Here is a 25,920-nt window from a genome sequence, read left to right on the forward strand (position 1 = left end):
GTCGCCTCGCCGGTGCTCGCCCGTCGCACGAGCAGACCTTTGGGGCACCAATGATTGGTGTACCAATGATCGGTACGATAGTCACCGTGCGCAGGGAGGGCAACCGATGAGCGAACAACCGGGCAGCGGCGACCCGCTGGCCCTGGAGCAGCAGGTCTGCTTCGCCCTCTCGGTCGCCGCGCGCAGCGTGGTGGCCGTCTACCGGCCGCTGCTGGAGCCGATGGGGCTGACCCATCCGCAGTACCTGGTGATGTTGGCGCTCTGGCAGCACGCGCCACTGTCCGGTCGTGACCTCAGTCGCCTGCTCCAGCTCGACCCGGGCACGCTGTCACCCCTGCTCAAGCGGCTGGAGACGGCCGGCTACCTACGCCGGGAACGCGACCCGAGCGACGAGCGCAGCCTCGCCGTCACCCTCACCGCCAGCGGTGCCGCGCTGCGGAGTCAGGCTGAGCTGATCCCGGCCGCGATCGTGCAGCGGCTCGGGCTGCCCGTCGAGGACCTGCAACATCTGCACGCCGTGCTCACGCAGGTGATCTCGGCAGCCAACCGGCCGGCCGCCTCGGAATCTGACGCGGCGGCTCAGGCGTCGGCGTAGACGGCGAACCCGCGCTCGGCGCAGCGCCGGTAGAACGCCGCCAGCACGCCCAGCTCGGCGCAGGTGAAGTTCCACTGCGGCGGGTCACCGCTCTCGTCGCGCAGCGCGTCGAGCCGGCTCTCCAGCCAACGCAACTGCTGCTCGGCCAACCGACCGTCGCCGAGCAGGGAGCGCAACACGGCGCTCACCGACTCGAAGGTGACCGCCTCGCCGGTCGGACGGTGCGCGGCCACGAACCGTTCGATGCCGCCCGCGATCCAGGAGCAGCCGTCCGGGTCGATCACCGGGTCCTCGTCCTCGGCGGCGGCGTCTGTGGCGTACAACACACCTTCGAGGCCGAGAAGTAGATCCACCAACTCGGTGTACGCGGTCGCCCGGATGGTGCCGGTCTTCGCGATCAGCTCGGCCAGGGCCGCGGTCGGCGCGGAGATGCGCGGCAGGTCGACGATCTCGCCGAAGTCGACGAACTCGGCCGGCGCGACCGGATCGTAGAAGCGGCCGGTCCGCGGCCAGTGCACCGCGACGTTGTCCAGCCCCATCTGTCACCTCTTAAAGAGCACGTGTCGGGTCGATCGGGTCGATCGTCCCGGTTCCAACCGGTAAAGATCAAGGCCGGTTCCGGGGCGCCGCAAACGTACGGCACCGACGCTTCGGCCGCGACCCCCGACCCGCCCGACCGCGGGTCAACCCGTCCTGGGGCGGCGCGTGCGATGGGGGTCAGCCGTGTGGGGGGAGTCGTGGGCGGCAGGGTTCTGCCGGCTATGGACTTCTCAGCCGCCTCGCTGAGGGTGCCGAGTGGTGGTTCTGTCCCCCGCGCACAGTAGGATTGACAGCGAGACGAAGACCCGGTGCGGGAGTGCGACGGGGCCGGTGGGCCCCAGATTCATTCTCCACGTCGGGTCGAGCCGATCGCGATCCGCGGGCAACCGCGGCGACCGGCGCGTTCGACCCGCTGTCCGGAGTTCTTCGGCACAGGTCTGCGCGCCGACGTCGCGTCCTGTCCGCCGAACCCGCGCCCGACGCGCCCTACCGGCGTGGCTGACGCGAGAAAGTGGCCGAGGGTGGCAGCGCAGGACAAGCAGGAGTACGGCGCAGAGTCGATCACCGTTCTCGAGGGGCTGGAGGCCGTTCGCAAGCGGCCCGGTATGTACATCGGGTCCACCGGCGAGCGCGGTCTGCACCACCTCGTGTGGGAGGTCGTCGACAACGCGGTCGACGAGGCGATGGCCGGCTACTGCGACACCATCGACGTGGTGCTGCTCGCCGACGGCGGCGTCCGGGTCACCGACAACGGCCGTGGTTTCCCGGTCGACCTCCACCCGAAGCTCAAGAAGCCGGGTGTCGAGGTCGCGCTGACCGTGCTGCACGCGGGTGGCAAGTTCGACGGCAAGGCGTACGCGGTCTCCGGTGGTCTGCACGGCGTCGGCGTTTCCGTGGTGAACGCGCTGTCGACGAAGATGGCCGTGGTGATCCACAAGTCCGGCTTCGTCTGGCGGCAGCAGTACACCAACTCCAAGCCCAGCCAGCTGGAAAAGGGCGAGACCACCGACAGCACCGGCTCGGCCGTCTCCTTCTGGCCCGACCCGGACGTCTTCGAGACGATCGACTTCGACTTCCAGACCATCTACCGACGCCTGCAGGAGATGGCCTTCCTCAACCGGGGCATCACCATCCACCTGCTCGACGAGCGGGTCCCGGAGGAGGAGGAGGGCAAGACCCGCGAGGTCACCTTCCGCTACGACGGCGGTATCGCCGACTTCGTCCGGCACCTCAACGCCTCCAAGAACCCGATGCACAAGACGGTGGTCGAGTTCGAGGCCGAAGAGGAGGGCATGTCCCTCGAGATCGCCATGCAGTGGAACGAGTCGTACGGCGAGTCGGTCTACACCTTCGCCAACAACATCAACACGCACGAGGGCGGTACCCACGAGGAGGGCTTCCGGTCGGCGCTGACCAGCGTCGTCAACCGGTACGGCACCGACAAGAAGCTGCTCAAGGGCGACGAGAAGCTCTCCGGCGAGGACATCCGCGAGGGCTTGGCCGCGATCATCTCGGTCAAGCTGACCAACCCGCAGTTCGAGGGCCAGACCAAGACGAAGCTGGGCAACACCCCGGTGAAGAGCTTCGTGCAGCGGGTCTGCAACGACCGGCTTGTCGACTGGTTCGACCGCAACCCGGCCGAGGCCAAGACGATCATCCAGAAGGCGTCCCAGGCGGCCCGGGCGCGGATCGCCGCCCAGCAGGCGCGCAAGCTGGCCCGACGCAAGTCGCTGCTGGAGTCCGGCTCGATGCCGGGCAAGCTGGCCGACTGCCAGTCGACCGACCCCCGCGAGTCCGAGGTGTTCATCGTCGAGGGTGACTCGGCCGGCGGCTCGGCCAAGCAGGGCCGCGACCCGCGGACCCAGGCGATCCTGCCGATCCGCGGCAAGATCCTCAACGTGGAGAAGGCCCGGATCGACCGGGTGCTGAAGAACAACGAGGTCCAGGCGCTGATCACCGCGCTGGGCACCGGCATCCACGACGACTTCGACATGGAGAAGCTGCGGTACCACAAGGTGGTGCTGATGGCCGACGCGGACGTCGACGGCCAGCACATCCAGACGCTGCTGCTCACCCTGCTGTTCCGCTTCATGCGTCCGCTTGTCGAGATGGGGCACGTCTACCTGGCCGCCCCGCCGCTTTACAAGATCAAGTGGAACAAGAAGGGCGACGACGCCCAGTACGCGTACTCCGACCGCGAGCGGGACGGTCTGATCGCGCTGCGCCAGCAGAAGAAGCCGAATGCGAAGCCGGACGACATCCAGCGCTTCAAGGGCCTCGGCGAGATGAACTATCCCGAGCTGTGGGAAACCACGATGAACCCCGCGACGCGTACCCTGCGTCAGGTCACTCTCGACGACGCGGCGACCGCCGACGAGTTGTTCAGTGTGTTGATGGGTGAGGACGTCGAGGCGCGCCGGTCGTTCATCCAGCGCAACGCCAAGGACGTGCGGTTCCTGGATATCTGACGGGCTGCGCCGGATCGGCCGGGCATCGCTCGGCCGATCCGGCGGTCCACAGAGTTATCCACAGCTTGGCCGGTATCCACAGCCGTTATCCACAGCACGAAAACGACTCTGAGTCTGATAAGGGTACACAGTGACTGATTCGCCCGAGTCCACACCGAACGAGCCAGAGGTCCCCGCCGAGGCCATCGCCGCGGTGGTCGCGCACGACCGGATCGAACCGGTCGGGCTCGAGGTGGAGATGCAGCGCTCCTACCTCGACTACGCGATGAGCGTCATCGTCGGTCGCGCGCTGCCGGACGTCCGGGACGGCCTCAAGCCGGTCCACCGCAAGATCCTCTACGCGATGTTCGACTCTGGCTACCGCCCGGACCGCGGCTACGTGAAGTGCTCCCGCGTCGTCGGTGACGTGATGGGTCAGTTCCACCCGCACGGCGACTCGGCGATCTACGACGCGTTGGTCCGGATGGCGCAGCCCTGGTCGCTGCGCTACCCGCTGGTGGACGGCAACGGCAACTTCGGCTCGCCGGGTAACGACCCGGCCGCCGCCATGCGATACACCGAGTGCAAGCTCGACCCCCTCGCCATGGAGATGCTGCGGGACATCGACGAGGACACCGTCGACCTCCAGGACAACTACGACGGCCGGGCCAAGGAGCCCACCATCCTGCCGTCGCGGATCCCCAACCTGCTGGTGAACGGCTCCGAGGGCATCGCGGTCGGCATGGCCACCAAGATCCCCCCGCACAACCTGCGGGAGATCGGCGCGGCGGTCCAGTGGTGCCTGGAGCACCCGGAGGAGGACGAGGAGACCACCCTCGAAGCTCTGCTCGGCATCGTCAAGGGCCCGGACTTCCCCACCTACGGCCTGATCGTCGGCACCACCGCGATCCAGGACGCGTACCGCACCGGTCGCGGCTCGATCCGGATGCGCGCCGTGGTGGAGGTCGAGGAGGACAAGCGGGGCCGCCCCTGCCTGGTCGTCAGCGAGTTGCCCTACCAGGTCAACCCGGACAACCTCGCCGAGCGGATCGCCGAGCTGATCAAGGAGGGCAAGCTCGCCGGGATCGCCGACATCCGCGACGAGTCCTCCGGTCGTACCGGCATGCGGATCGTCCTGGTGCTCAAGCGCGACGCGGTCGCCAAGGTCGTGCTGAACAACCTCTACAAGCACACCCAGCTTCAGGAGACCTTCGGCGCCAACATGCTGGCCCTGGTCGACGGGGTGCCGCGCACGCTCAACCTGGCCCAGTTCATCCGCTACTACGTCGAGCACCAGATCGACGTGATCCGACGGCGGACCGCGTACCGGCTGCGCAAGGCCGAGGAGCGGGCACACATCCTGCGGGGCCTGGGCAAGGCGTTGGACGCGCTGGACGAGGTGATCGCCCTGATCCGGCGCTCTCCGACGGTGGACGACGCCCGGCAGGGCCTGATCCGGCTGCTGGAGATCGACGAGATCCAGGCGACCGCGATCCTGGACATGCAGCTGCGCCGGCTCGCCGCCCTGGAGCGGCAGCGGATCATCGACGACCTGGCGAAGCTCGAGATCGAGATCGCCGACCTCAAGGACATCCTCGCCAAGCCCGAGCGGCAGCGGAAGATCGTCTCGGAGGAGCTGGGCGAGATCGTCTCCAAGTGGGGCGACGACCGCCGGACGCAGATCATCCCGTTCGACGGCGAGGTCTCGATGGAGGACCTCATCGCCCGCGAGGACGTGGTCGTCACGATCACCCGCACCGGGTACGCCAAGCGGACCAAGGTCGATCTGTACCGCTCGCAGCGGCGCGGCGGCAAGGGCGTCAGCGGCGCCACGCTGCGGCAGGACGACATCGTCAGTCACTTCTTCGTCTGCTCGACCCACGACTGGATCCTGTTCTTCACGAACAAGGGCCGCGTCTACCGGGCCAAGGCGTACGAGTTGCCGGAGGCCAGTAGGGTAGCCAAGGGCCAACACGTGGCCAATCTGCTCGCCTTCCTACCCGACGAGCAGATCGCGCAGATCATTGAGATCCCGAACTACCAGGTAGCCCCCTATCTGGTACTGGCCACGAAGAACGGCCTGGTGAAGAAGACGCGGCTCGAGGAGTTCGACTCCAACCGTTCCGGCGGCATCATCGCGATCAACCTGCGCGATGAGGACGAGCTGGTCGGTGCTGCGCTGGTTGCGCCGGAGAACGACCTGCTGCTGGTCTCCAAGAAGGCACAGGCGATCCGGTTCAACGCCTCGGACGAGGCGTTGCGGCCAATGGGCCGGGCCACCTCCGGTGTGATCGGCATGCGCTTCACGGACGACGACGTCCTGCTCGCCATGGAGGTCGTGCGGGATGGTCTGGACGTTCTGGTGGCCACGAACGGGGGATACGCGAAGCGGACCCCGATCGAGGAATACCCGGTGCAGGGCCGGGGAGGTAAGGGCGTGTTGACTGCAAAGATCACCGAACGGCGCGGTGGTCTGGTTGGCGCTGTGGTGATCGATCCGGACGACGAGCTGTTTGCGATCACCAGCAACGGTGGTGTCATTCGGACTCCGGTGAAGCCTGTACGGCGTACACGTGACCGGAACACAATGGGGGTCAAGCTGATGGACCTCCCGGACGGCGTGACTATCGTGGCGATTGCTCGCAATGCCGACGAGCCTGACGAACAGGACTAGTTGAATGACGGAGACACAGGCGAAGTCGGGGAACACGGGGACCTCGGCCAAACCGGTCGACGAGGAGGCCGCCAAGGGCGGCACACCAGCGACCGGCCGCGCGGCCGTGGGCCGGGCGACGGTCCCCGCCGATGCGCCTGCCCCGAAGTTCACCAGGGCTCCAGGTATGACACCCCCGCCGGAGCAACCGGGCGAGGACGGCGAGTCCGGCGACAAGACCGAGGCGTCCAGCGCCGAGGCGCCGACGTCGGCCGCCGCCAATCCTCCGGGTCCGGCGGCGGCACCCTCGGCACGTCCGGCGACCACCCAGCCGATCGGTCTCCGGTCCGGTCAGGCGGCGTCAACCGGGTCCACCGGCACCCAGCCGCGGATCACACCCGGGATGACCCAGCCACAGCCGGACGCGGGGCGGGCGACCGCCACCGCCGGCCGCCCGGCCAGCGGCGGTGGCCTGCCACCGGGGATCGGCAACGCGTCCGCCGTCGGCGCAGCCCGCGTCGGTGACGCGGTGCGTGCGGCGCGTACGTCGGTCAGTTCGGCCGCCTCCCGTGGCCCGCGTCGGGCCCGGCTGAACCTCAAGCGGATCGACCCGTGGTCCGTGATGAAGTTCGCATTCGCGGTGTCGGTGGTGCTCTTCATCGTCGTGGTGGTGGCCACCTCGGTGCTCTACCTGGCGCTGGACGCGATGGGTGTGTTCCAGAGCGTCAACGAGAGCCTGAGCGATCTGGTCAACGCCGGCGGTGGGCAGAGCACCAGCGGCTTCCAGATCACCGCCAAGGGCGTGATCCTCAGCTCGGCGCTGATCGGCCTGGTCAATGTGGTGCTGTTCACCGCACTGGCCACCCTTGGCGCGTTCGTCTACAACGTCTGCGCCGACCTGGTCGGCGGCATCGAGCTGACCCTCGCCGAGCGGGACTGAACGACCGGGACGCCGGGGCACCGCGGAAAGCGGTCGCTCCGGCGTCCCGTACCCGGGTAGGTTTTGCAGGCGGCGACGGGCCTGGCTCGCAAGCCGGACCCCCGATTTGGGGCCGGCGGAGCGGATGGGTTAATCTTGCTCGTCGCAACGCGGGGCTATAGCTCAGTCGGTTAGAGCGCAGAGCTGATAACTCTGAGGTCGATGGTTCGATTCCATCTAGCCCCACCGCATGTCGTCCGACGGTAGTCGAGCGCGAGGGGTCGCCCCATGTTCAAGAAGCTGCTGATTCTGGCTGGCGTCGTCGGTGTGGCCGCCGTCGTGTTCAACAAGATCAAGGCGTCGAACGACGAGCGTGCCCTGTGGCACGAGGCGACCACCGCGCCCGACCTGCGCTGACGCTCGCGCCGCGCCGCGCCAATCGTCGCGCAATTCGCGGGGCCCTAGCTCAACTGGCAGAGCACTGCCTTTGCAAGGCAGGGGTTAGGGGTTCGAGTCCCCTGGGCTCCACCAGCACTTTCCTGTTCAGTCCTGCTGCCGGCGGCCCGGATGGGCCGGCGTCGAGGTGTGGACCGATGCCGCCTGTTCGCTCGATCGCGTCCGTGGTCAGGAGGTCGTCGGGGCGTGGCCCCGAGGGGCTGCTTCCCAACGCACGCCGGGCGGGATGATGCCGAACCAGGCTCCGGTGGCGGCCATCACGGCGACGAGGTACGCCGCCCACCACCCGAGCAGCGCCCACATACCGTGGGCGAGGGCGTCGGCCAGGCCGGGCACGAGCAACACGAGAAAGAGATAGGCCAGGCGGCCGTACGAGAGGCTGGTCCTCTTCGGCAGCCCCCGGGCCTTGCGGAACGGAATGAGTCCGACCCCGTAGGGACGACGGCGCAGCGTGAAACTCGCCGGCCAGAGCCGCCCGTACCCGGCCACGTCGATCACGCTGACGCCGGGCCCGTGCCGGACCGTAGCCTGACCCGACCTGGTCAGCTCCCGCAACCACGGTTCCCAGACGACACGTTGGTGCAGGACACCGCCCCCGCCCCGGCCGCTCACCGTCAGCCACACGGAGTATCCCTTGGGGCTGGTGTTGATCCCGCCGGCGGCGCTTACGGCGTGCGCCGCAGCGGTGACCCGCCCCGCGCTTCCCTGCGCCAGATGCGCGGTCACCATGGCGCGCCTCGCGGGAGCACGAGCGGCACTCCACCACTGCACCAGGCGGACGAGCCAGGACAGCATCAGAAAGGCTCCCGGAGCCAGCGCCACGCGGATGACGTCCCCGCCGTGCCCGACCCGCGGGTCGGTACCCAGCATGTACCCCAGCGCGATGAGGGCGGCCAACGCCACGACGCTGCCGATCACGACCATCGGCGCGCGAGCACGGCGATTCGCCAAGCTAGCTGTAGTTCCGCCGCTGGCCATCGCGTCGTCCTACCTGTTCGCCCCGAGACGTAGCCACGACGCTAGCAACGCCGAGCAAGGCTCACATCGCGCGTCCGTGGCTGAGCCGATCGCTTCGAGCCGACGATGAGCGGGCGGTTCGCATCTGATCCGCTAGAGATCGACGGATAGCGGGGAGCGGTGCGGGCGGTCGACGCCGCCAGTCCGCTGGCGCCCATGGGGACATGTACCTGCACGTAGGCGCCCCTGGGCTGTGGGGTGACGGCGCTGCCCGTCGGGGGCGATCCCATTCTGGTCAGCGTGATGACTCAGGGACATCATGATGACTCAGGGACATCGCGCACTTTGCTGCGAACGCCGCCAGTCAGCCTTCGGAGCCACCGGCGGCCCTGGGACGGGTTTCCGGGAGGCGTTCCACCAGCTTGGTGAGCGCGCCGTTGGCGAAGGTCGCGCCGAGCGCCGACCCGGCCCCGATGGTCCAGCCCACCGGCCCGAGCGGGGTGCAGCCGAAGAACTGGCTCACCCCCGGGGTCTGCACCACCACGACCAGGACGCCCAGTGACGCCACAGTGGAGGCCAGCACGGTCGGGCTGGTGCCGCCGGCCAGGATGGTCTGCCCGAGTTGGGTGCCGACCAGGGAAACCAGCGCGACAGTGCCGGCCCGCTGGCGGCGTCCGGTGTAGCGGGCCAACGTCCAGCCCGCGGTGGCGCCCAGCGTGGTGGCTGCCGCCCGCAGGCCGATCTCCCTGGTCAAGCTCTCGCCGAGTGCCGTGTCCGGACCCTCCTTGAGGAGCGCGTCGGTCCGGTCGGACGCGGGTGGCCGGACCGCGATGGCCAGCGCTGGCGCCAGGTCGGTGAGCAGGTTGACCAGCAGGAGTTGTCGTCCGGTGAGCGCGGAACGGCCGGTCGCGGCAGCGGTGAGCACACTGAACGCGATCTCGCCGAGGTTGCCGCCGACCAGGATGCTGAGCGCGTGCCGCACCGACGACCACATGGCCCGCCCTTCGATCAGGGTGGCGATGATGGTTTCCAGCCGGTCGTCGGTGACCACCAGGTCGGCTGCGGCGCGGGCGGCCGGGGTGCCCCGTTGGCCGAGGGCGATGCCGACGTCGGCCAGCCGGATCGCCGGGGCGTCGTTGGCACCGTCGCCGGTCATCGCCACGGTCCGTCCGCACTTCTGCAACGCCTGGATGATCCGCACCTTGTGCGCAGGGGTGCAGCGGGCCACCACGTCGGTGTTGGCCAACCGCTCGGCGAGCGCGTCGTCGTCCAGCTGGTCGAGTTCAGCGGCGGTCACCACCCGCTGCTCGTCGTGTTCGCTGATGGTGGCGGCGATCGCCTCGGCGGTGGCCGGGTGATCACCAGTGATCATGATGGTGTGCACGCCGGCCTGCCGGATCCGGCGTACCGCCGGGGCTGCACTCTCCCGGACGCCGTCCGCCAGGGCCAGGAAGCCCACGAAGGTCAGCCCTCGGACGTCGGAGTCGGTCACCTTCGGGTCGTTCACCGGGCACTCCGCGACGGCGAGGATCCGGTTTCCCGCACCGGCCCGGTCGGCGAGCATCCGCTCCAGCTCCGCGCGGCCGGCGTCGTCCAGTGGCTCCTGACGACCGTCCATGCGTCGGGACGAACAGCGCGGCAGCACCGTCTCCGGAGCACCCTTGACGCTCAACAACAGGTGACCATCGGTCTGTCCGACGCTCGCGTGGTAGCCGCGGGACGGCTCGAACGGCAGCCCTCCGGCGGCCCGCCACCCGGCGGCGCCGGTCTGCTCCACCACCCCGGCCTCCCCGGCGCCCCGACGGACCGCCCGGTCGGTCTGCAACGCCAACTCCTCCGGGTTCTTCGCGGCCGGGGTGGCCCGCAGCGCCGCGGCCAGCGTCATCCGGAGCCGGTCGTCCAACCGGTCCAGCGGGGCGTACCGGTCGCCGACGCTGTCGCCGACCCCAGCCAGCAGCAACTGGCCCTCGGTGAGGGTGCCGGTCTTGTCGAAGCAGAGCACGTCCACCCGGCCCAGCGCCTCGATGGTGCGCGGGTTGCGGACCAGCGCGCCGTGCTCGGCCAGCCGCCGGGCCGCGGCCAGCTGCGCCGCGCTGACCAGGAACGGCAGCCCCTCCGGCACCGACGCCACGGCGAGGTTCGCGGCGGTCGCCGCCGTTTCGGCCAGGGGTACGCCTCGAAGCAGGCCAGCGCCGGCCACCGCCACCGCGGAACCGGCCGCCAACGGGATGGCGGCGCTGGTCAACGCGCCCAGCCGAGCCTCCACCCCACTGGTGGGGGGTGCCTGCCGCACCAACGCCAGACTGCGCCCCGCCTCGGTGTCGTTGCCGGTCGCCACCACCACGGCGGTACCGTGCCCGGCGGCCACTGTGGTGCCCTCGTAGAGCATCGAGTGTCGGTCGGCGATGGCGGCGGCGACCACCGGTCGGTTGGACTTGGCGACCGGCAGCGACTCGCCGGTCAGCGACGACTCGTCGGCCTCCAGTCCCACCGACTCGAGCACCCGGCAGTCGGCGGGCACCGAGTCGCCCGGTTCGAGGGCGATGACGTCCCCGAGGACAAGGTCTTCGGCGGCGAGAACCTGCTCGGCACCGTCCCGACGGACCCGGGCGGTCACCGCCGACCGCGACAGCAGCTCCGCCAGCGACCTCTCCGTGTTGCGCTCGTGCACAGCGCCGATCAGGGCGGACCCACCGACGACGCTGCCCACCAGCGCGGCGTCGACCAGTGAGCCGAACGACGCGGAGAGCACCGCCCCGGCGGCCAGCACCGGCGTGAGCGGGTTGGACAACTCGTCCACGAAGGCACGCAGCAGCCCACCACTTCCGGGGGCGCCGCCGCCGTTGTCACCGGAACCGTGGCGTCGGCGCTGCGCCTCGGCGCTGGTCAGGCCGTCCGGGGTGGAGCGCAGATGGTCGAGCACGGTGCCGGCCGGCATCAGGTGCCAGGCGGTCGCCACGGGTGCCGGGGTGTCCGACTGGTCGTGCAACCGGCGGGCCTGCCAGACGCCGTTGGCGAAGGCCAGCCCGGCCGCGCCGTTGACAGCGACGAGCGCCCGGTGCGGCAGTTGGGTCGGTGGGGCAGTGAACGCGCCGAGCGCCCCGAGACCGGTGCCGGCCATGGCCAGCCGGATGTTCTGCTGAGCCGTGCGCCGGGCCACCCCGGTCGCCTCGATCACCAGCGCCACCACCCGCAGGTCGGCACCGACCAGCAGGTGCGCACCCCACGGCGGCAGCTCCTCCGGTGCGGCGAACCCGAGACCGCAGTCGGACGCGCCGAGTGCCTTGCGGTCCGCGGAAACCAGCATCACCACAGCGCCGTCGCGCTGCAACGCGCGTACCGACTCGGCCAACTGGTCCCCGCCGGGGAGTATCGCGTCGGCGAATCCGTACCGCTGCTCGTCGCCGCCGGCGACGACCAGCCGTAGGCCGGCATGTCGGGCGGCGGAGGGCAGGCCGTCAACGCCGGGCGCGGGTTCCGGCTCGACCCGCAACAGGGCGGCGAGCCGGTCGCCGTGGGCGAGGCCGAGGAGTTGGCCGCCGGCGGAGCGCAGCCGGGCCGCGTCCGGGATGTCGTCCAGGTTGTTCGCGGGCATCCGGTCCAGCGGCCCGAGCCGCCAGCCGTCCGCCGTACGGGAAGCGGACGGGTCGTCCGGGTCGAACAACGCGAAGGCCCGCTCGGCCACCTGGTCGACATCGGCGTCAGGGGCCGGTGCCAGATCGGCCAGGACGCCCCGGTCCGAGCCGAGCACGGCGGCGTCGAGCACGAGCGTGTCGATCCGGTCCAGTTCGCGCAGCACACTCCGGTCCATCGCGATCACACCACGCCGGGCCAGCATCCGGCCAAGCTGAGCCGCGTACCCCTCACGACCGCTGCCCGGCGCCTTCGGCAGTGCGGACAGTCCCAGCGCGGTGGCCCGCTTCGGCCCGGCGAACGGCACCGCCGCCGCACCTGCGGCCGCACCGGCGGCGAGCATGCGGTTGATGTACCGCTCGATCGGGCCGTCCGGCTTCGGCCGCGGACGTTCGATCACCGGCCAGCGGGCGGTGGCCCGTTCGGCGTCTCCGGTCAGCCGTGGTTCGGCCTTCTCCCAGGCCGAGAGTTGGGCCCGGTCCTCACCCCACTGCACGACCCGCTGGGCGCCGTCCAGGACGATGCCCGTCCAGCGGCCGGTCAAGCCCTGCACCACCGCCTCGGCCAGCGGAAACAGGATGTCGGCGCGCGGGTCGGAGCGCAGCCGTCTGCCGAGGAACCCGTGCAGCTTCGGCTGAAGATCCACTGCGGAGAGCAGGCCGGCCACCTCACCGGGCAGCGGCGCGAACGGCAGGATCCGGGTGGCCGCCGAGATGGTCAGGCCCAGTGCGTCCGAGGCGAGCGCGCCGAGGGTGCGCGGAGTGCGCGGCCCTTCCTCCGGTGGGTGCGGGGGTGGGATCTCCGGGTCGGGTTCGTGGTCGCAGGTCCGTTCGACGCGGTCGATGGTGGCGATCAGGTCCCGCAACGTCGGCTCGGGGGTCTGAACGGCGACCACCACCCGGCCGGAGGGTGCGTTGACCCGGGCCCAGGCCACCCCGGGCATCTGCTCCAGCGCGCCCTCCACCTGACGGGCCAGCCGGTTGCCACCGTCCTGGCAGACGCCGTGCACCTCGATGTGGTGCCGGCCCGGCCGGGACCAGACCCGACGTCGCGTCAGCCCGGCCGTCCGGGCCAGCCGGACCGCGGCCGAACTGACCGACCGGGACGCCTCGCCGACCAGGTGCGGCACGCCGAAGGACGGCAGGATGCGGCCGGCAGCGCGACCCGCCGCCGTCATCGAGGCGTACGGCTGGACGGACGCCGGCCCGGCTCCCTGTTGCCGCTCGTCCTGACCTTGGCCATGTCGTCCTCCCACCGCACTGACGTCCGGCGGCCTGGCTTCCCGACCTGCCATCCGTTATGCCCCCTGAGTGGCGGAATTTTCCGCCGTCGCTGGCGCATGGACGGGTTGGGCCGTGGAACCCGACGACCATCACCAGACATGGGGAGGCCGGCATGAGCACGCTGACGCGACATCTCAACGGTTCACGCGAGAACGTCACGATGTACAACCGGCGGGTGCAACTGCCGATGCTGGGTGAGGTGGCGGTGCCGCCACCGGACAAGGTCGTCTACTACGCCGGGCTCGGAGTGCTCGCCGCGCTACAGGTCATCGAGTGGCCGATAGCTGTGGTGATCACCGCTGGTCACGTGCTGGCAGACCAGCATTTTTCCGGACTGGCGCGCGGTCTCGGGGAGGCGCTGCAGGACGCCTGACGAGAGCCGGGTCACCGGACGGTTGACATGAATCAGGGTTGAAGTCGCATGCTCGGTCGATGCCGAGCACAGCCGTCACCGCCACACCCGCCGCACCGGGACTCTTCGCACCCCGACTGCGTGCGATGACGGTGGGCAGCGTCGCGCTGATCTCACTCCTCGCGTTCGAGGCGTTGGCGGTCGGCACGGCGATGCCCACCGTCGCGCGCAGCCTGGACGGGCTGGCGCTCTACGGGATCGCGTTCGGCGGCCCGTTCGCCACCGGTGTGCTGGCCATGGTGGTCTCCGGCATCTGGTGCGACGCGCGGGGACCCAGGGGGCCGATGTGGCACGGCGTCGCCTGGTTCGTGGTCGGGTTGCTGATCGCCGGTACCGCCCCCGTGATGAGCGCGCTGGTCGTCGGGCGGGTCGTGCAGGGTTTCGGCTCCGGGCTGCTCTCGGTGGCGCTCTACGTGATCGTCGGGCAGGCGTACCCGCCGGACCTGCACCGGCGGATCTTCGCGGCGTTCGCGGCGGCGTGGGTCGTACCGTCGCTGGTCGGGCCGGCGGTTGCCGGCCTGATCGTGCAGCACCTGGGCTGGCGGTGGGTCTTCCTGGCGGTGCCGGCGGTGGCGGTGCCGGCGGGGCTGCTGATTCATCCCGGCCTTCGGTCGCTGGGCCGGAGTGCGGCGACGAGCCCGCCGGCGGGTGCGGCGGCACGGATCGGTTGGGCGTGCGGGGCCGCGGTGAGTGCCGCACTGCTGCACATCGGGGGACAGCAGCGCGGCGCCACGGCCCTGGTTCTTGTCGCGTCCGCCGTGGTCGGCCTGCTGGTCTGTGCCCCGCGCCTGCTGCCGGCCGGGTTCCTTCGGGCCGCACGGGGGCTGCCCACCGTCGTGGGGCTGCGTGGCCTGGCGTCGGCGGCCTTCGTCGGCAGTGAGGTGGTGATCCCGTTGATGCTCTCCCGGGAACGGGGTCTTTCGCCGACGGCGGCCGGGCTGGTCCTCACGGTCGGCGCGCTTGCCTGGTCGGCGGGCTCCTGGTTGCAGGGCCGGATCCCGGTGCCGGCGTCGCGAGCCAGTCTGCCGCGAGCCGGGTTGAGCTGCATCACCGTCGGCACCGCGACTGTGGCGCTGGCCGTCCGGCCCGAGCTGCCGGTGGCCGTCGCCGTGCTCGGTTGGGCGATCGCCGGCCTGGGCATGGGATTGCTCTACCCGCCGTTGTCGGTGCTCACCCTGGAGTTGTCCGCGCCGGGTGAGCAGGGCCGCAACAGCTCGTCGCTGCAACTGAGCGACTCCCTCTTCGCGGCGACAGTGCTCGCGCTGACCGGGGCCGTGTTGGCAGCAGGAAACGCGCCGGGCCCGGCCAGCTACACGACGACGCTCGTGGTCACCGCGGGGCTGGCGCTGCTCGGGGCGCTGCTGGCCGGCCGGGTCGTGGTGGGCGGGGGTGTGCGACCGGCCGGGTGATCAGCGGATTCGGCAGCGTCCCACCTGCTCGTACCGGAAAGATGGCGGGCGATGAACCTCCTGACCATTCTGCCGCTCGCCGTGGTCATGGTCGCCGGGACGCAGTTGGTGGTGGCGGTCTTCCTCGCCTCGTCGGATCGGCCCCGGGCGGCGTCGCTGGGCTTCCTCGCCGGCGCGGGGCTGGTGGTCGGCGCCGGGGTGACCGTGGCCTGGCTGGTGACCAAACTGGTGGGTGGAGTGGCCGCCGACGCCAGCGCCGTCGCCGGGAAGGTCGATCGCGGCCCCGCCATCGACCTCGTCGTTCTGGCCCTGCTGGTGTGCCTGGCCGCGCTGATCTGGGTCCGCCGGGACCGCTCCGGACCGCCGCGCTGGCTGGGCAGCATCGAGCAGGCCGGTCCGCCGCAGGCGCTGCGGCTGGGTGCCCTGCTCTTCGTGGCGACGCCGACCGACGACCTGACCATGGCAACCGTCGGGGCGAGCGTGGCCCGACACGATCTGCCGTGGTGGCACCTGGTGCCGTTCGTGCTGCTCACCGTGCTCCTGCTCGCGCTGCCTCTGCTGGCGTTGCTGCTGTTGGGGAGCAGGGCCTCACGGGTGCTGACCCGGATGCGGGAATGGGCCGAGGGGCACGCCTGGATCGTCAACGAGATCGTGGTCGCGTTCTTCGCGCTGCTCACCGTGTTGGACCTGATTCGATCGGGATGAGTGGTCGCCCCTGGGCAGACCATCTGGCCGACACGTACGGGGGAACCGGCCGGAAATGAGAGCAACAACGGTTCATGTTCGTCTTACCGTGACGCCATGTTCGCTGTCGTCACCACTGTGATCCTCTACGTCTTCGGCTTCGTCTTCCTCTACGGCGTGATCCGGCTGGGTGTCCGGCACGCGTTCGAGGATCTGGAGCTGCAACGGGCCAAGGCCCAGCGCGAGGAGGAGTTGGCGGCTGCCCGCGACCGCTCCTTCATGCGCGACAACGCGTTCCTCGCCGGCAGTTGAGCGCCGGATCGATCCGACCCCGGCCGGTGGCGTCGCCGGGGGGCCGGGGAGCCGCTGGGCGGTTCAGCGTCGCGGATGCGAGGATCGCACCCGTGATGGGAACGCTGAAGACCGAACCGGCCCGCGCCCGCCTGGATCTGCTCGCCCCGCCGGTCGCGGAGGCCATCGCGCAGTGGCCGGCCGACGCGCCGGTGGACGTCAACGACGTGCTGGTCGCGCCGATCGACGCCGACCTCGCCGACACCGCGGCGTTCTGCGCGGCGTACGAGGTGGGGTTGGACGTGTCGGCCAACTGTGTCGTGGTGGCGGGCAAGCGCGAGGGAGTGGTGCGCTACGCGGCGTGCATCGTCCTGGCCACCACGCGGGCCGACGTGAACGGGGTGGCCCGCCGGGCGCTGGACGTCCGCAAGGCGAGCTTCGCCCCGATGGACGACGCTGTCGAGTTGACCGGCATGGAGTACGGCGGCATCACCCCGATCGGGCTGCCGGCGCAGTGGCCGATCCTGGTGGACTCGCGGGTCATCGCCACACCGCACGTGATCGTCGGGTCCGGCGTACGGCACAGCAAGATAGCGCTGCCGGGGCCGGCGTTGGGCGCGCTGCCGGGAGCCCAGGTGGTGGAGGGGCTGGCCAGGCCGGCCTGACCAGGCATCGGCATCGATGTTGTTGCACGTGAAACATCGTGATCATCGATGCCGGACGCCCGGCCGTTGGTGACTCAGTGTGAGTGCGCTGCGGACTCTCGCTGCTCGACCTCGGTGAACGCGGCGAGCAACGTCTGCACGTCCTGCGCGCCGGAGACCGCGTACTTCCCGGCCAGCACGAAGGTCGGCACGCTGGTGATGCCCAGGTCCCGGGCGGTGGCCAGTGCGTCGGCGACGTCGGCGACGCGCTCGTCGGAGTCGAGGAACCGGCGCGCGTCGGCCGCGTCGAGGCCGATCTCGCCGGCCAGCGTGGCCAGCGCCTCCCGCGAGCCGACGTCGACGGCGTTGTTGAAGTGCGCCTGGTAGAGCGCCTCCACCATCTCGGCCGCCCGGCCCTGGTCGGTCGCCCACGAGACGAGGCGGTGCGCGTCGAAGGTGTTGGCGATCACCGCGCGGTCGTAGTCGAGCCGCAGCCCGTCGGCCGCCGCGACCTGGGTCACGTGGTCGACCATCTGCCGGGCGCGCTCCGGGCCGCCGAACTTCCCGGCCAGTGCCTGCACCAGTGGCAGGGGCTGCGGCACCGGCGACGGGTCGAGCTGGAATGGCCGGTAACGGACCGTCACCTGGCCGTCGTAGCTGGCGAGGGCCTCATCCAGGCGGCGCTTGCCGATGTAGCACCACGGGCAGATGACGTCCGCGTAGATCTCGATCTCCATGCTCGGTGGCAACCCCGAGGTCAGCCGAGTTGTTCCCGGATCTGCCGCTTGAGGCGGCCCAGGATCGCGGTGCCGCCACGGACTCGTAGTGGGCTGATCGCCTGGGCCAGCCCCATCCGCTGATAGAGGTCGTCCGGCACGGCCAGCACCTGCTCAGCGCTCGCCCCCGCTAGCCCTTCGGCGAGGATCCCGGCGAACGCCCGGGTGGTGGGCGCTTCCGGGGGGCAGTCGAAGAGCGTCTCCACCGTGCCCTCCGCGGTCACCTTCGCCCGCAGGAAGAACGCCGTCTGACACTCGGGCACCTGCTCCATGCCCTCGCGCTCCGCGGCGCCCTCCGGCAGCGCCGGGATGACGTCCGCGTACTCGAGGAGCATCTCCAGCACCAGGTCGCGCGGCGCGGCGGCGAACTCGTCGACGATCTCGGCCAGTCGGGCCGGCATGTCAGCCATGCGTCGAGGCTACCGCCGTCATGCCGGGGCCCCGCTCACACCGTCGGTGACTGCTCGCTGATCTCGCTGAGCGCGCTGGTGGGGTCGAGCTGCATGGCCAGGTCGCCGAGCGAGACGATCCCCACCAGCTTGCGGTCACTGTCACAGACCAGCACCCGTCGGATGCCCCGATCCCGCATGAGCGCCGCCGCCTCACCCGCCGTGCAGTGCTGCTCGATCATGACAACCTCCCGGGTGACGATCGAGCCGATGGTGGTGGCCGCGGGGGAGCTGTTCTCCGCCACGGCCCGCACCACGATGTCCCGGTCGGTGAGCATGCCGGCGAGGCTGGCGCCGTCGGTGACCACCACATCACCGATGTCGGCCTCCTTCATCACCCTGGCCGCCTCGTCCAGGGTGGTCTCCACCGGCAGGTACACGACCTGCTTGGTCATCACGTCGCTGACCCGGTAACCGGTCATGAGAGCCTCCGAAGACGTATCCACCCGATCCGACTGCACTACCCCGTGACGCCGTCGCTACACCAGGTTTGCACGTTCCCGCCGTACCTCGTCGACGAGTCGATCCACCAGACCGGTCAGCGGCAGCTCGGTGCGCCCGTCGCCGGCCCGCTCGCGCAGCTCGACGTACCCCTCGGCGAGCCGGCGGCCGACCACGACGGCCCGGGGGATGCCGATCAGCTCGGCGTCGGTGAACTTGACCCCGGCCGAGACGTGCGTGCGGTCGTCGACGAGCACCCGCAGGCCGGCGGCGGCGAGACGCCCGCCGAGCACCAGCGCCGCGTCGAGCTGCGGGCCCTTGCCCGCAACCACCAGGTGTACGTCACAGGGCGCGATCGCTGCCGGCCAGACCAGTCCCCGGTCGTCGTGGTGCTGCTCGGCGACGGCCGCCACCGCCCGGGAGACCCCGATGCCGTAGCAGCCCATTGTCGGCCGGACCGGCTTGCCGGCCGGCCCGAGCACGTCGACGGCGAAGGCGTCGGTGAAGCGGCGACCGAGCTGGAAGATGTGCCCGATCTCGATGCCCCGCCGGATGGTCAGCTCGCCCGCCTCGCACGCGGGGCAGGGGTCGCCGGCGCGGACGTCGGCCCCCTCGATGGTGCCGTCGGGAGTGAAATCCCGTCCGCACACCACGTCGGTCGCGTGTCGGCCCGGCTCGTTCGCCCCGGTCAGCCAGGCAGAACCGGTCACCACCCGAGGATCGACCAGGTAGCGGATGCCCAGCTTGTCGAGCAGTTGCGGCCCGAGGTAGCCGCGAACGAGCTCCGGATGCTCGGCCCACTCCTCGAAGACGGCCACCTGTGCCGGGTGCAGTGCGGCGCCCACCCGCTTCAGGTCGACCTCCCGGTCACCGGGCAGCCCGACGACCAGGAGCTCGGCCCGGTCGGCACCCGGCTGACGAACGGACAACACCACGTTCTTCAGGGTGTCGGCGGCGGTCCAGCCGTCCCGACCGCCCAACCGGCGCGCGTTGGCCAACTCCACCAGGCTCGCGATGGTCGGAGTCTCCGGAGTGTCGTGCACCTCGACCGCCGGCTGCGCGCTCGGGTCACCGGCACTCGGCACCCGGGTGGCCACCGCCTCGGTGTTCGCCGCGAAGTCGCAGGAGGTGCAGCCGACGAACGTGTCCTCGCCGACCGGCGTCGCCGCCAGGAACTCCTCCGACGCGGAGCCGCCCATCGCGCCGGACATCGCCCGTACCACCGTGTAGTCCAGCCCCAACCGATCGAAGATCCGCTGGTACGCGGCACGATGCCGCCCGTACGCCTCCCGCAGCCCCGCCTCGTCCAGGTCGAAGGAGTACGCGTCCTTCATCAGGAACTCCCGGCCGCGCAGCAACCCGGCCCGCGGCCGCGCCTCGTCGCGGAACTTCGTCTGCACCTGGAACAGCGTCACCGGGAAGTCCCGGTACGAGCTGAACAGGTCCTTGACCAGCAGCGCCGCCATCTCCTCGTGGGTGGGCGCCAACAGGTGCTCGGCACCGCGCCGGTCAGCGAGGGTGAAGATGTCGTCGCCGTACTCCGTCCACCGGCCGCTGGTGCGGTACGGCTCGGCGGGCAGCAGCGCCGGAAAGTGCACCTCCTGGTCGCCGATCGCGATCAGCTCGGCGCGTACGACGTCGGTGATCCGATCCAGCACCAGCTTGCCCAGCGGCAGCCAGGTGTAGCCGCCCGGTGCGGCACGACGGATGTAGCCGGCGCGCAGCAGCAGCCGATGACTCGGCACCTCCGCGTCGGCCGGATCCTCGCGCAGGGTCCGCAGCAACAGGGTCGACATGCGTAGCAGCATCCGCGCAGCCTACGGCCGGTACGGCAGGATGAGCGATCCAAATCGATCCGAACCGGACCCGACGCCGGCAACCATCGACGCCGTTGCTCGCGTCTGCAAGGACACCAAGCCCTCGTACCTCGACCTGAAGGATTGGCCCGTGTGGACCCTCTGCTGAGTGAGTTCGACTCGTTCGTCCGTGCCCGCACCCCGGCGTTACTGCGCTCGGCCTACCTGCTCACCGGCGACCAGCACCTGGCCGAGGACCTCGTCCAGTCGGCCCTGGCCCGGACCCACCGCTCCTGGAACCGCCTGCACCACAGTGGCAACGCCGAGGCGTACACCCGCAAGACCATGTACCACCTACAGGTGTCCTGGTGGCGACGGCGCCGGGTACCCGAGTCGATGCCGGGCGATCTGCCCGAGCCACGCGGAGGCGACTCGGCCCCGGACCACGCCCAGCAGACCAGTCTGCGGCTCACCCTGCGGGCGGCACTGGCGAAGCTCTCCCCGAAGCAACGTGCCGTGCTGGTGCTGCGGTTCTTCGAGGACCGCACCGAGGCTGAGGCGGCGGACCTGCTCGGCGTCACGATCGGCACCGTGAAGAGCCAGACGGCCAAATCACTGGCCAGGCTGCGCGCCGTCGCGCCCGAACTCGCCGAGCTGTACGTCCTGGAAGGGAGTACCCAATGAACGACCAGCGCCTTCGGCTCGACCTGACCGCCCTGGCCGACGAGGTCACCTCCGTCGACCTGCGGGACCGGACCCTGCGTACGTCCCGTCGGCTCGGTATCCAACGGGCGGTTGCCACGTCGGCCGCCGCGCTGGTGCTGATCGCCGCAGCGGCCGGCACCGCCTTCGCCATCCGGCCGGACCAGTCCCCACCCCCGCTGCCGGCTGACACCCCGTCGGTCACCGCGTCGCCGTCGCCGACTCCGACGCCCACCCCGACGCCGTCCGGCAGCGCCGGCGACACGCCCGGCGCCCCGCCCAGCGGCGGGTCCAGCACGAACACCCCGTCCGTGCAGTTCGGCAAGCTCTTCTACGGCCCCGCGAGCGTCGCCCAGGTAAAGATCGCGAACCTGCGGTCCTGGCGGCCGGGTGACAGTTCGGTGCGTTTGCTGGCTCTGCCCGACATCGCGTTCAGGGGCAACTTAAGCGTCTCGTCAGACGGCCACCGGGTGGCTTGGGTGGACGACAACGCCGACCTCGTCGTCGCCGACGTTGACGGCTCGGACAAGCAGAAGATCCGCTCGAATGTCGATCCTTATTGCGTCGGCGCGGCTTGGTCGCCGGACCGGCGGCAGTTGCTGTTCCGCGAGTTGGCGGAACGGGGCGGACCCGGTCGGCACGGCATGTTGGACATGCGCTCGACGGAAAAGGCCGTGCGCTGGTGGACCAGTGAACTCGAACCTTGTAACGCCGTCTGGTCGGCGGACGGTCAGACCATCGCCATGACGATCGACTACGGGGTCACGCTCTACGGTGCGGACGGCACGAAGAAGCGAGTCGTCCCCGGCTTCTCCCGGGACGGATGGCAAACCGACGACGTCGTCAGTCTCGCCCCGGATGGCTCGCTGGTCGCGCTGCTACGGCACAAGCCGGATGGGGATGCCGGCGACGTGGCTCGCGATCTGCGGGTCAACGTGGTGTTGGACACCCGTACGGGGAAGCAGGTCTCGTTGCCGTTGGGTGGGCGCACCCTGCACCAGGTCTACTTCCAGTCGGACGGTTCGATGGTCGTGCGGGTCAAGACCGGCAGCGGGTACGCGGTGCTGTTGGTGGACGAGGACGGCAGGAAGATCTCCGAGACCGCCGAGCCGGCGAGCCTGAAGGACATGCAGATCCTGGCCGTCGTCGACTGACCGATCAGCGCGAGAAAGGGCGGGTCACCCTCGGGTGACCCGCCCTTGTTGTGTCTGTGCACCGTCGACGGGCCAGTGTTGATCACGGTCGGTGAACTGCGGAAAAGGTTGCCGGTGCGAGCGGATCCGACTGTCCGGTAGTAGCGCGCCGCGACGGCAACTCGCCACGGCCAGGCGCTCGTCTTGGGTGGTGTCAGGCACGGGAAGCCTCCACAAAGGATTGACACGATGAACCTCGGCCCGTTCACCCACACCACCCGTCCCGCCTCGGCCCGCCGCTCCGGCGCGCTCGCCGGTACGGCCGCACTGCTGCTGCTGACGTTCGGCGCTGCGGCCTGCGGTACCGCCGACCCGAAGACCACTCCCGCTCCGACCGAAACCGCCACCGCCACCGCCGTTCCCGCGACCGGTGACACCCCGGCCGCCGGCACTGGCGGCTCCGTGCCGGACGCGGCCCCGGCCGTCGCGCCGGCCCGGCCGGCGGTCGGTTCGACGCAGTGGCCGCAGCTGACCTGGTACACCGCCGAGGAGTCAGGCCAGAAGCAGAACGACCCGGCCCGGATCTGGCGGCGTACCGCTGCTGGGACGTGGCAGGTGGTGCGTTCGGGCCGCCCCGGGGACAGCACGGACGCCGGCCCGCTCGCCGTCTCGCCGGACGGCCGACGGGCGGCCTGGATGGAAGGGTCCGCCCGCCGGCTGGTGATCAGCGCGTTCGACGGCACGAAGCGGCACGTCATCCCGACCCAGGGTCAGCAGACCTGCGCGCCGAGCTGGCTCGACTCCGGGCGGGTGCTGTACGGCCTGGGGCGGGGCAAGGAGCTAACCCTCATCGCGGTCAACGCCGACGGGACCGGGCAGAAGGTGCTCGCCACCCACCACCCGAAGTGCCCGACGGTGTCCGGCGGATGGATCGCCCAGGTCGGCGCGCAGACCGTGGCGATCGGGGACGAGCGAGGCGTCCGACGTGCGATCAGCCCGCGCCTCCCCGCCGGCCTCGTCATTGGTGGGGTGGCGGCGATCTCCGGCAACGGCCAGACGCTGGTGATCAGCGCCCACACGACCAGCCCTGGCGGATGTGGCTGCGCCTGGCGGTTCCGCAACTACCGGCTCGACGCCGCCAGCGGGGCCGTCACCGAGCTGGCCCCCTTGGACCCGGCCTGGAAGCAGCCGACCGGGCACGGCCAAGCCGTCGACGGAGTCGTCCTGGCCGACGGCGGTCTGGTGGTGCAGGTCAACGCGGGAACACCGTCGGACGGCGCGCCGGCGTACCGGCTGGTCCGTTACACCGCCAGTGGCCGGGTGCTGGCCACCGCGTCGGTGCCCGCCGGCCAGCCGTGGGGTGGTCTGCTGGGCTGAGCTCCCGGTGCAGCGTCACCGGGTATGAGGGACCGGCCACTCACGGGGGTGGCCGGTTCCGCCCGTCGTCGTCCGCGCCATGACCTCCGACACGTACTGGATTCGGGGCGGTGCCGGGCGTTGCTGCGGTGACAGACTGGTCGCCGCAGGCAACGGGTGGCGTGAGGGAGGCGCGGGTGCGCTGGGGCAGTTTTGTCGCGGTCGGGGACAGCTTCACCGAGGGTATGGACGACGCGTACCCGGACGGCACGTTCCGAGGCTGGGCGGACCTGGTGGCGACCCGGCTCGCCGCCGACGCGGGGCCCGACTTCCGGTACGCGAACCTGGCCATCCGGGGCCGGCTCTTCCCCAGCGTGGTCGCCGAGCAGGTGCCCTCCGCCGTGGCGATGAAGCCGGACCTGATCAGTTTCGCGGCCGGCGGCAACGACGTGCTGCGGCGCACCTTCGACCCGGACACGCTGGTCGCCCGCTTCGACGAGGTGGTCCGGCAACTGCGCTCGGGTGGCGCGGACGTGCTCCTCTTCCGGTTCGCTGACGTGATGGCCCGACTGCCCGGCCAACGCCTCGTCGCCCCCCGTGTGCAGCTGCTCAATCAGGCGGTCGGTGAAACCGCCGAGCGGCACGGCGCCATCATGGTCGACCTGTACGCCGACGACACGTTCCTCAACCCCATGCTCTGGAGCACCGACCGGCTGCACCTCTCCCCGGCCGGGCATCGCCGGGTCGCCGGGCAGGTGCTGAACGCCCTCGGGGTTGGTTGCGACGAGGAGTGGCTGATGGTTCCGCCGCACCCGGCGCCGTCACCCTGGTTGGCCGCCCGCGCTTCCGACCTGCGGTGGGCCGGTCAGTACCTCGCCCCCTGGGTGAAGCGGCGGTTGACCGGTCGGTCGTCCGGCGACACTGTGACGGCGAAGCGCCCACAACTCGGCCCGCTCGTCGACTGATCATGCTCACAGTGCACACGGCGGCCCTGCTGCGCCGTGACCCGGACGGCGAGCCGTTGCCCGACCACGCCGTGCTGGTCAGTGGCGACCGGGTCGAGGCCGTCGGCCCACTGGCCGAGCTGAGTTCGGCGTACCCCAACGCCCGGGTTCGCCGCTGGCCCGGCTCGCTGGGGCCGGGTCTGCTGCACGACGGTCCGCTGCCGCCCGCTCCGACCCCGCGTGAGCGGGTGCACGCGCTGCTGCGTACCGGGGTGACGGCGGTGCTGGCGGAACACCTGACCGACCCTGCCCTGCGGGCCGCAGCCGAGCGCGGCGACCTGCTGGTGCTGGCCACCGCCGTGGAGCCGACGCTGCGTCCGGGCGGGCGGGCCGACCTCGCGGTGCACGGCCTCGACGGCACCTGCCTGGTGACAGTCGTCGCTGGTCGGATAGCCCACCGTCGCGCCTGAACGGCGTACCTTGGGGATCATGTCTGTGCCGAACGATCCCGATCCCCGCCTCCAGTCGTACGCGGACCCGCAGCGGCTGGTCACCACCGAGTGGCTGGCCGAGCATCTGGGCGATGAGGGCCTCGTCGTCGTCGAGTCCGACGAGGATGTGCTGCTCTACGAATCCGGTCACATTCCCGGTGCGGTCAAGGTCGACTGGCACCTGGAGCTGAACGATCAGGTGACCCGGGACTACCTGGACGCCACGAGCTTCGCCGAGATGTGCGCCGCGAAGGGCATCGGCCGGGGCGACACCGTCGTCTTCTACGGCGACAACTTCAACTGGTGGGCCGCGTACGCCCTCTGGGTCTTCTCGCTCTTCGGTCACGCCGATGTGCGACTGCTCGACGGCGGCCGGCAGAAGTGGATCGCCGAGGGGCGCGAGGTGACCCGCGACAAGACGGCTCGCCCGCGCGCCGACTATCCGGTGCCGCTGCGTGACGACGCCCCGCTGCGGGCCTTCCGGGAGCAGGTCATGGCGCACGTCGCGTCCGGCCGGCCACTCGTCGACGTGCGGTCGCCGGGTGAGTACACGGGCGAGATGCTGCACATGCCGGACTACCCGCAGGAGGGTGCACTGCGCGGTGGGCACATCCCGGGCGCGGTCAGCAAGCCGTGGAAGTCCGCCGCCAACGAGGACGGCACGTTCAAGTCGGCCGACGAGCTGAAGGTGATCTACGCCGACCAGCTCGGGCTGAGCCCGGACGACGACGTGATCGCGTACTGCCGGATCGGCGAGCGGTCCAGCCACACCTGGTTCGTGCTGCGGCACCTGTTGGGCTACCCGCAGGTGCGCAACTACGACGGCTCGTGGACCGAGTGGGGCAACCTGGTCCGGGCACCAGTGGTCAAGGGTGACCAGCCCGGTGGCCTGGCCGCCTGACCGGTTCG

General features: G+C 70.6%; 23 protein-coding genes and 2 tRNA genes. 18 read left to right on the top strand and 7 right to left on the bottom strand.

Translation table 11 applies throughout. The features are described from left to right. Positions 1–106 precede the first annotated feature (106 nt). Positions 107–595 carry a MarR family winged helix-turn-helix transcriptional regulator gene (locus tag ACLQ3F_RS26535; protein WP_425852066.1) on the top strand — a complete coding sequence of 163 codons (489 nt, stop codon included), beginning with the start codon at positions 107–109 and terminating at the stop codon, positions 593–595. On the opposite strand, the gene ACLQ3F_RS26540 is transcribed toward ACLQ3F_RS26535, so the two are convergent. Continuing rightward, positions 580–1,134 carry a hypothetical protein gene (locus tag ACLQ3F_RS26540; protein WP_425852068.1) on the bottom strand — a complete coding sequence of 185 codons (555 nt, stop codon included), beginning with the start codon at positions 1,132–1,134 and terminating at the stop codon, positions 580–582. The genes ACLQ3F_RS26535 and ACLQ3F_RS26540 overlap by 16 nt on opposite strands. Before the next feature lie 522 nt (positions 1,135–1,656). On the opposite strand from ACLQ3F_RS26540, the gene gyrB reads away from it, so the two are divergent. The 6 genes from gyrB (at position 1,657) to ACLQ3F_RS26570 (ending at position 7,685) form a co-directional block, all read left to right on the top strand. Beyond that, complete coding sequence (gene gyrB / locus ACLQ3F_RS26545) at positions 1,657–3,603, top strand: DNA topoisomerase (ATP-hydrolyzing) subunit B (protein ID WP_357204860.1); 1,947 nt, start codon at positions 1,657–1,659, stop codon at positions 3,601–3,603. Positions 3,604–3,733: 130 nt separating this feature from the next. Continuing rightward, positions 3,734–6,256 carry a DNA gyrase subunit A gene (gene gyrA / locus ACLQ3F_RS26550; protein ID WP_357194689.1) on the top strand — a complete coding sequence of 841 codons (2,523 nt, stop codon included), beginning with the start codon at positions 3,734–3,736 and terminating at the stop codon, positions 6,254–6,256. Between the two features lie 4 nt (positions 6,257–6,260). Then, positions 6,261–7,175, top strand: a complete 915-nt coding sequence (locus tag ACLQ3F_RS26555) for a DUF3566 domain-containing protein (RefSeq protein ID WP_425852070.1) — start codon at positions 6,261–6,263, stop codon at positions 7,173–7,175. Positions 7,176–7,326: 151 nt separating this feature from the next. Beyond that, positions 7,327–7,400, top strand: a tRNA-Ile gene (locus tag ACLQ3F_RS26560). Positions 7,401–7,442: 42 nt separating this feature from the next. Continuing rightward, a complete protein-coding gene (locus ACLQ3F_RS26565) occupies positions 7,443–7,571 on the top strand; it encodes a DLW-39 family protein (protein ID WP_209444550.1) in 129 nt (42 codons plus the stop codon). Positions 7,572–7,609: 38 nt separating this feature from the next. Further along, positions 7,610–7,685, top strand: a tRNA-Ala gene (locus ACLQ3F_RS26570). A gap of 93 nt (positions 7,686–7,778) precedes the next feature. Here the strand turns inward: ACLQ3F_RS26570 and ACLQ3F_RS26575 are convergent. Both ACLQ3F_RS26575 and ACLQ3F_RS26580 read right to left on the bottom strand, forming a co-directional pair. Continuing rightward, positions 7,779–8,528, bottom strand: coding sequence for a hypothetical protein (locus ACLQ3F_RS26575; protein ID WP_425852072.1), 750 nt, complete (start codon positions 8,526–8,528; stop codon positions 7,779–7,781). A 403-nt stretch (positions 8,529–8,931) separates the two neighbouring features. Beyond that, positions 8,932–13,377, bottom strand: a complete 4,446-nt coding sequence (locus ACLQ3F_RS26580) for an HAD-IC family P-type ATPase (RefSeq protein WP_425852128.1) — start codon at positions 13,375–13,377, stop codon at positions 8,932–8,934. 218 nt (positions 13,378–13,595) lie between these two features. Here ACLQ3F_RS26580 and ACLQ3F_RS26585 point away from each other — a divergent pair, with 218 nt between their 5' ends. From ACLQ3F_RS26585 to ACLQ3F_RS26605, 5 genes are all read left to right on the top strand, one after another. Beyond that, positions 13,596–13,856 carry a hypothetical protein gene (locus ACLQ3F_RS26585; RefSeq protein ID WP_357227333.1) on the top strand — a complete coding sequence of 87 codons (261 nt, stop codon included), beginning with the start codon at positions 13,596–13,598 and terminating at the stop codon, positions 13,854–13,856. 59 nt (positions 13,857–13,915) lie between these two features. Continuing rightward, the gene (locus tag ACLQ3F_RS26590; RefSeq protein ID WP_357194698.1) at positions 13,916–15,304 is read left to right on the top strand and encodes an MFS transporter; all 1,389 of its coding nucleotides are present in this window, start codon (positions 13,916–13,918) and stop codon (positions 15,302–15,304) included. Positions 15,305–15,355: 51 nt separating this feature from the next. After that, positions 15,356–16,009, top strand: a complete 654-nt coding sequence (locus tag ACLQ3F_RS26595; protein WP_425852074.1) for a GAP family protein — start codon at positions 15,356–15,358, stop codon at positions 16,007–16,009. 96 nt (positions 16,010–16,105) lie between these two features. Continuing rightward, complete coding sequence (locus ACLQ3F_RS26600; RefSeq protein ID WP_030331904.1) at positions 16,106–16,300, top strand: hypothetical protein; 195 nt, start codon at positions 16,106–16,108, stop codon at positions 16,298–16,300. A gap of 95 nt (positions 16,301–16,395) precedes the next feature. Further along, complete coding sequence (locus ACLQ3F_RS26605; RefSeq protein ID WP_357194822.1) at positions 16,396–16,944, top strand: YbaK/EbsC family protein; 549 nt, start codon at positions 16,396–16,398, stop codon at positions 16,942–16,944. 74 nt (positions 16,945–17,018) lie between these two features. On the opposite strand, the gene ACLQ3F_RS26610 is transcribed toward ACLQ3F_RS26605, so the two are convergent. From ACLQ3F_RS26610 to ACLQ3F_RS26625, 4 genes are read right to left on the bottom strand one after another with little or no spacing between them, the layout of a single operon-like run. Continuing rightward, entirely contained in the window at positions 17,019–17,660 is a 642-nt protein-coding gene (locus ACLQ3F_RS26610) for a DsbA family oxidoreductase (RefSeq protein ID WP_425852075.1), read from the bottom strand. 20 nt (positions 17,661–17,680) lie between these two features. Next, positions 17,681–18,109, bottom strand: a complete 429-nt coding sequence (locus ACLQ3F_RS26615) for a SufE family protein (RefSeq protein ID WP_357194707.1) — start codon at positions 18,107–18,109, stop codon at positions 17,681–17,683. 35 nt (positions 18,110–18,144) lie between these two features. Further along, positions 18,145–18,570 (bottom strand): CBS domain-containing protein, encoded by a 426-nt coding sequence (locus tag ACLQ3F_RS26620; protein ID WP_354945799.1) that lies wholly within the window; start codon positions 18,568–18,570, stop codon positions 18,145–18,147. A gap of 57 nt (positions 18,571–18,627) precedes the next feature. Beyond that, entirely contained in the window at positions 18,628–20,397 is a 1,770-nt protein-coding gene (locus ACLQ3F_RS26625; protein ID WP_425852077.1) for a proline--tRNA ligase, read from the bottom strand. Positions 20,398–20,538: 141 nt separating this feature from the next. On the opposite strand from ACLQ3F_RS26625, the gene ACLQ3F_RS26630 reads away from it, so the two are divergent. From ACLQ3F_RS26630 to ACLQ3F_RS26655, 6 genes are all read left to right on the top strand, one after another. Continuing rightward, entirely contained in the window at positions 20,539–21,069 is a 531-nt protein-coding gene (locus ACLQ3F_RS26630) for a SigE family RNA polymerase sigma factor (RefSeq protein ID WP_425852079.1), read from the top strand. Beyond that, on the top strand, positions 21,066–22,241 hold the full coding sequence (locus tag ACLQ3F_RS26635) for a TolB family protein (protein WP_425852080.1): 1,176 nt from the start codon (positions 21,066–21,068) through the stop codon (positions 22,239–22,241). The genes ACLQ3F_RS26630 and ACLQ3F_RS26635 overlap by 4 nt, the downstream gene beginning before the upstream one ends. Positions 22,242–22,469: 228 nt before the next feature. Next, entirely contained in the window at positions 22,470–23,597 is a 1,128-nt protein-coding gene (locus ACLQ3F_RS26640) for a hypothetical protein (protein WP_425852081.1), read from the top strand. Positions 23,598–23,773: 176 nt separating this feature from the next. Continuing rightward, on the top strand, positions 23,774–24,541 hold the full coding sequence (locus tag ACLQ3F_RS26645; protein WP_357194723.1) for an SGNH/GDSL hydrolase family protein: 768 nt from the start codon (positions 23,774–23,776) through the stop codon (positions 24,539–24,541). Between the two features lie 2 nt (positions 24,542–24,543). Continuing rightward, positions 24,544–24,990 (top strand): imidazolonepropionase-like domain-containing protein, encoded by a 447-nt coding sequence (locus ACLQ3F_RS26650; protein WP_425852083.1) that lies wholly within the window; start codon positions 24,544–24,546, stop codon positions 24,988–24,990. 19 nt (positions 24,991–25,009) lie between these two features. After that, positions 25,010–25,912 (top strand): sulfurtransferase, encoded by a 903-nt coding sequence (locus tag ACLQ3F_RS26655; protein ID WP_396794920.1) that lies wholly within the window; start codon positions 25,010–25,012, stop codon positions 25,910–25,912. Positions 25,913–25,920 lie beyond the last annotated feature (8 nt).

The organism is Micromonospora sp. DT15 (assembly GCF_049841475.1).
Classification (GTDB): domain Bacteria; phylum Actinomycetota; class Actinomycetes; order Mycobacteriales; family Micromonosporaceae; genus Micromonospora.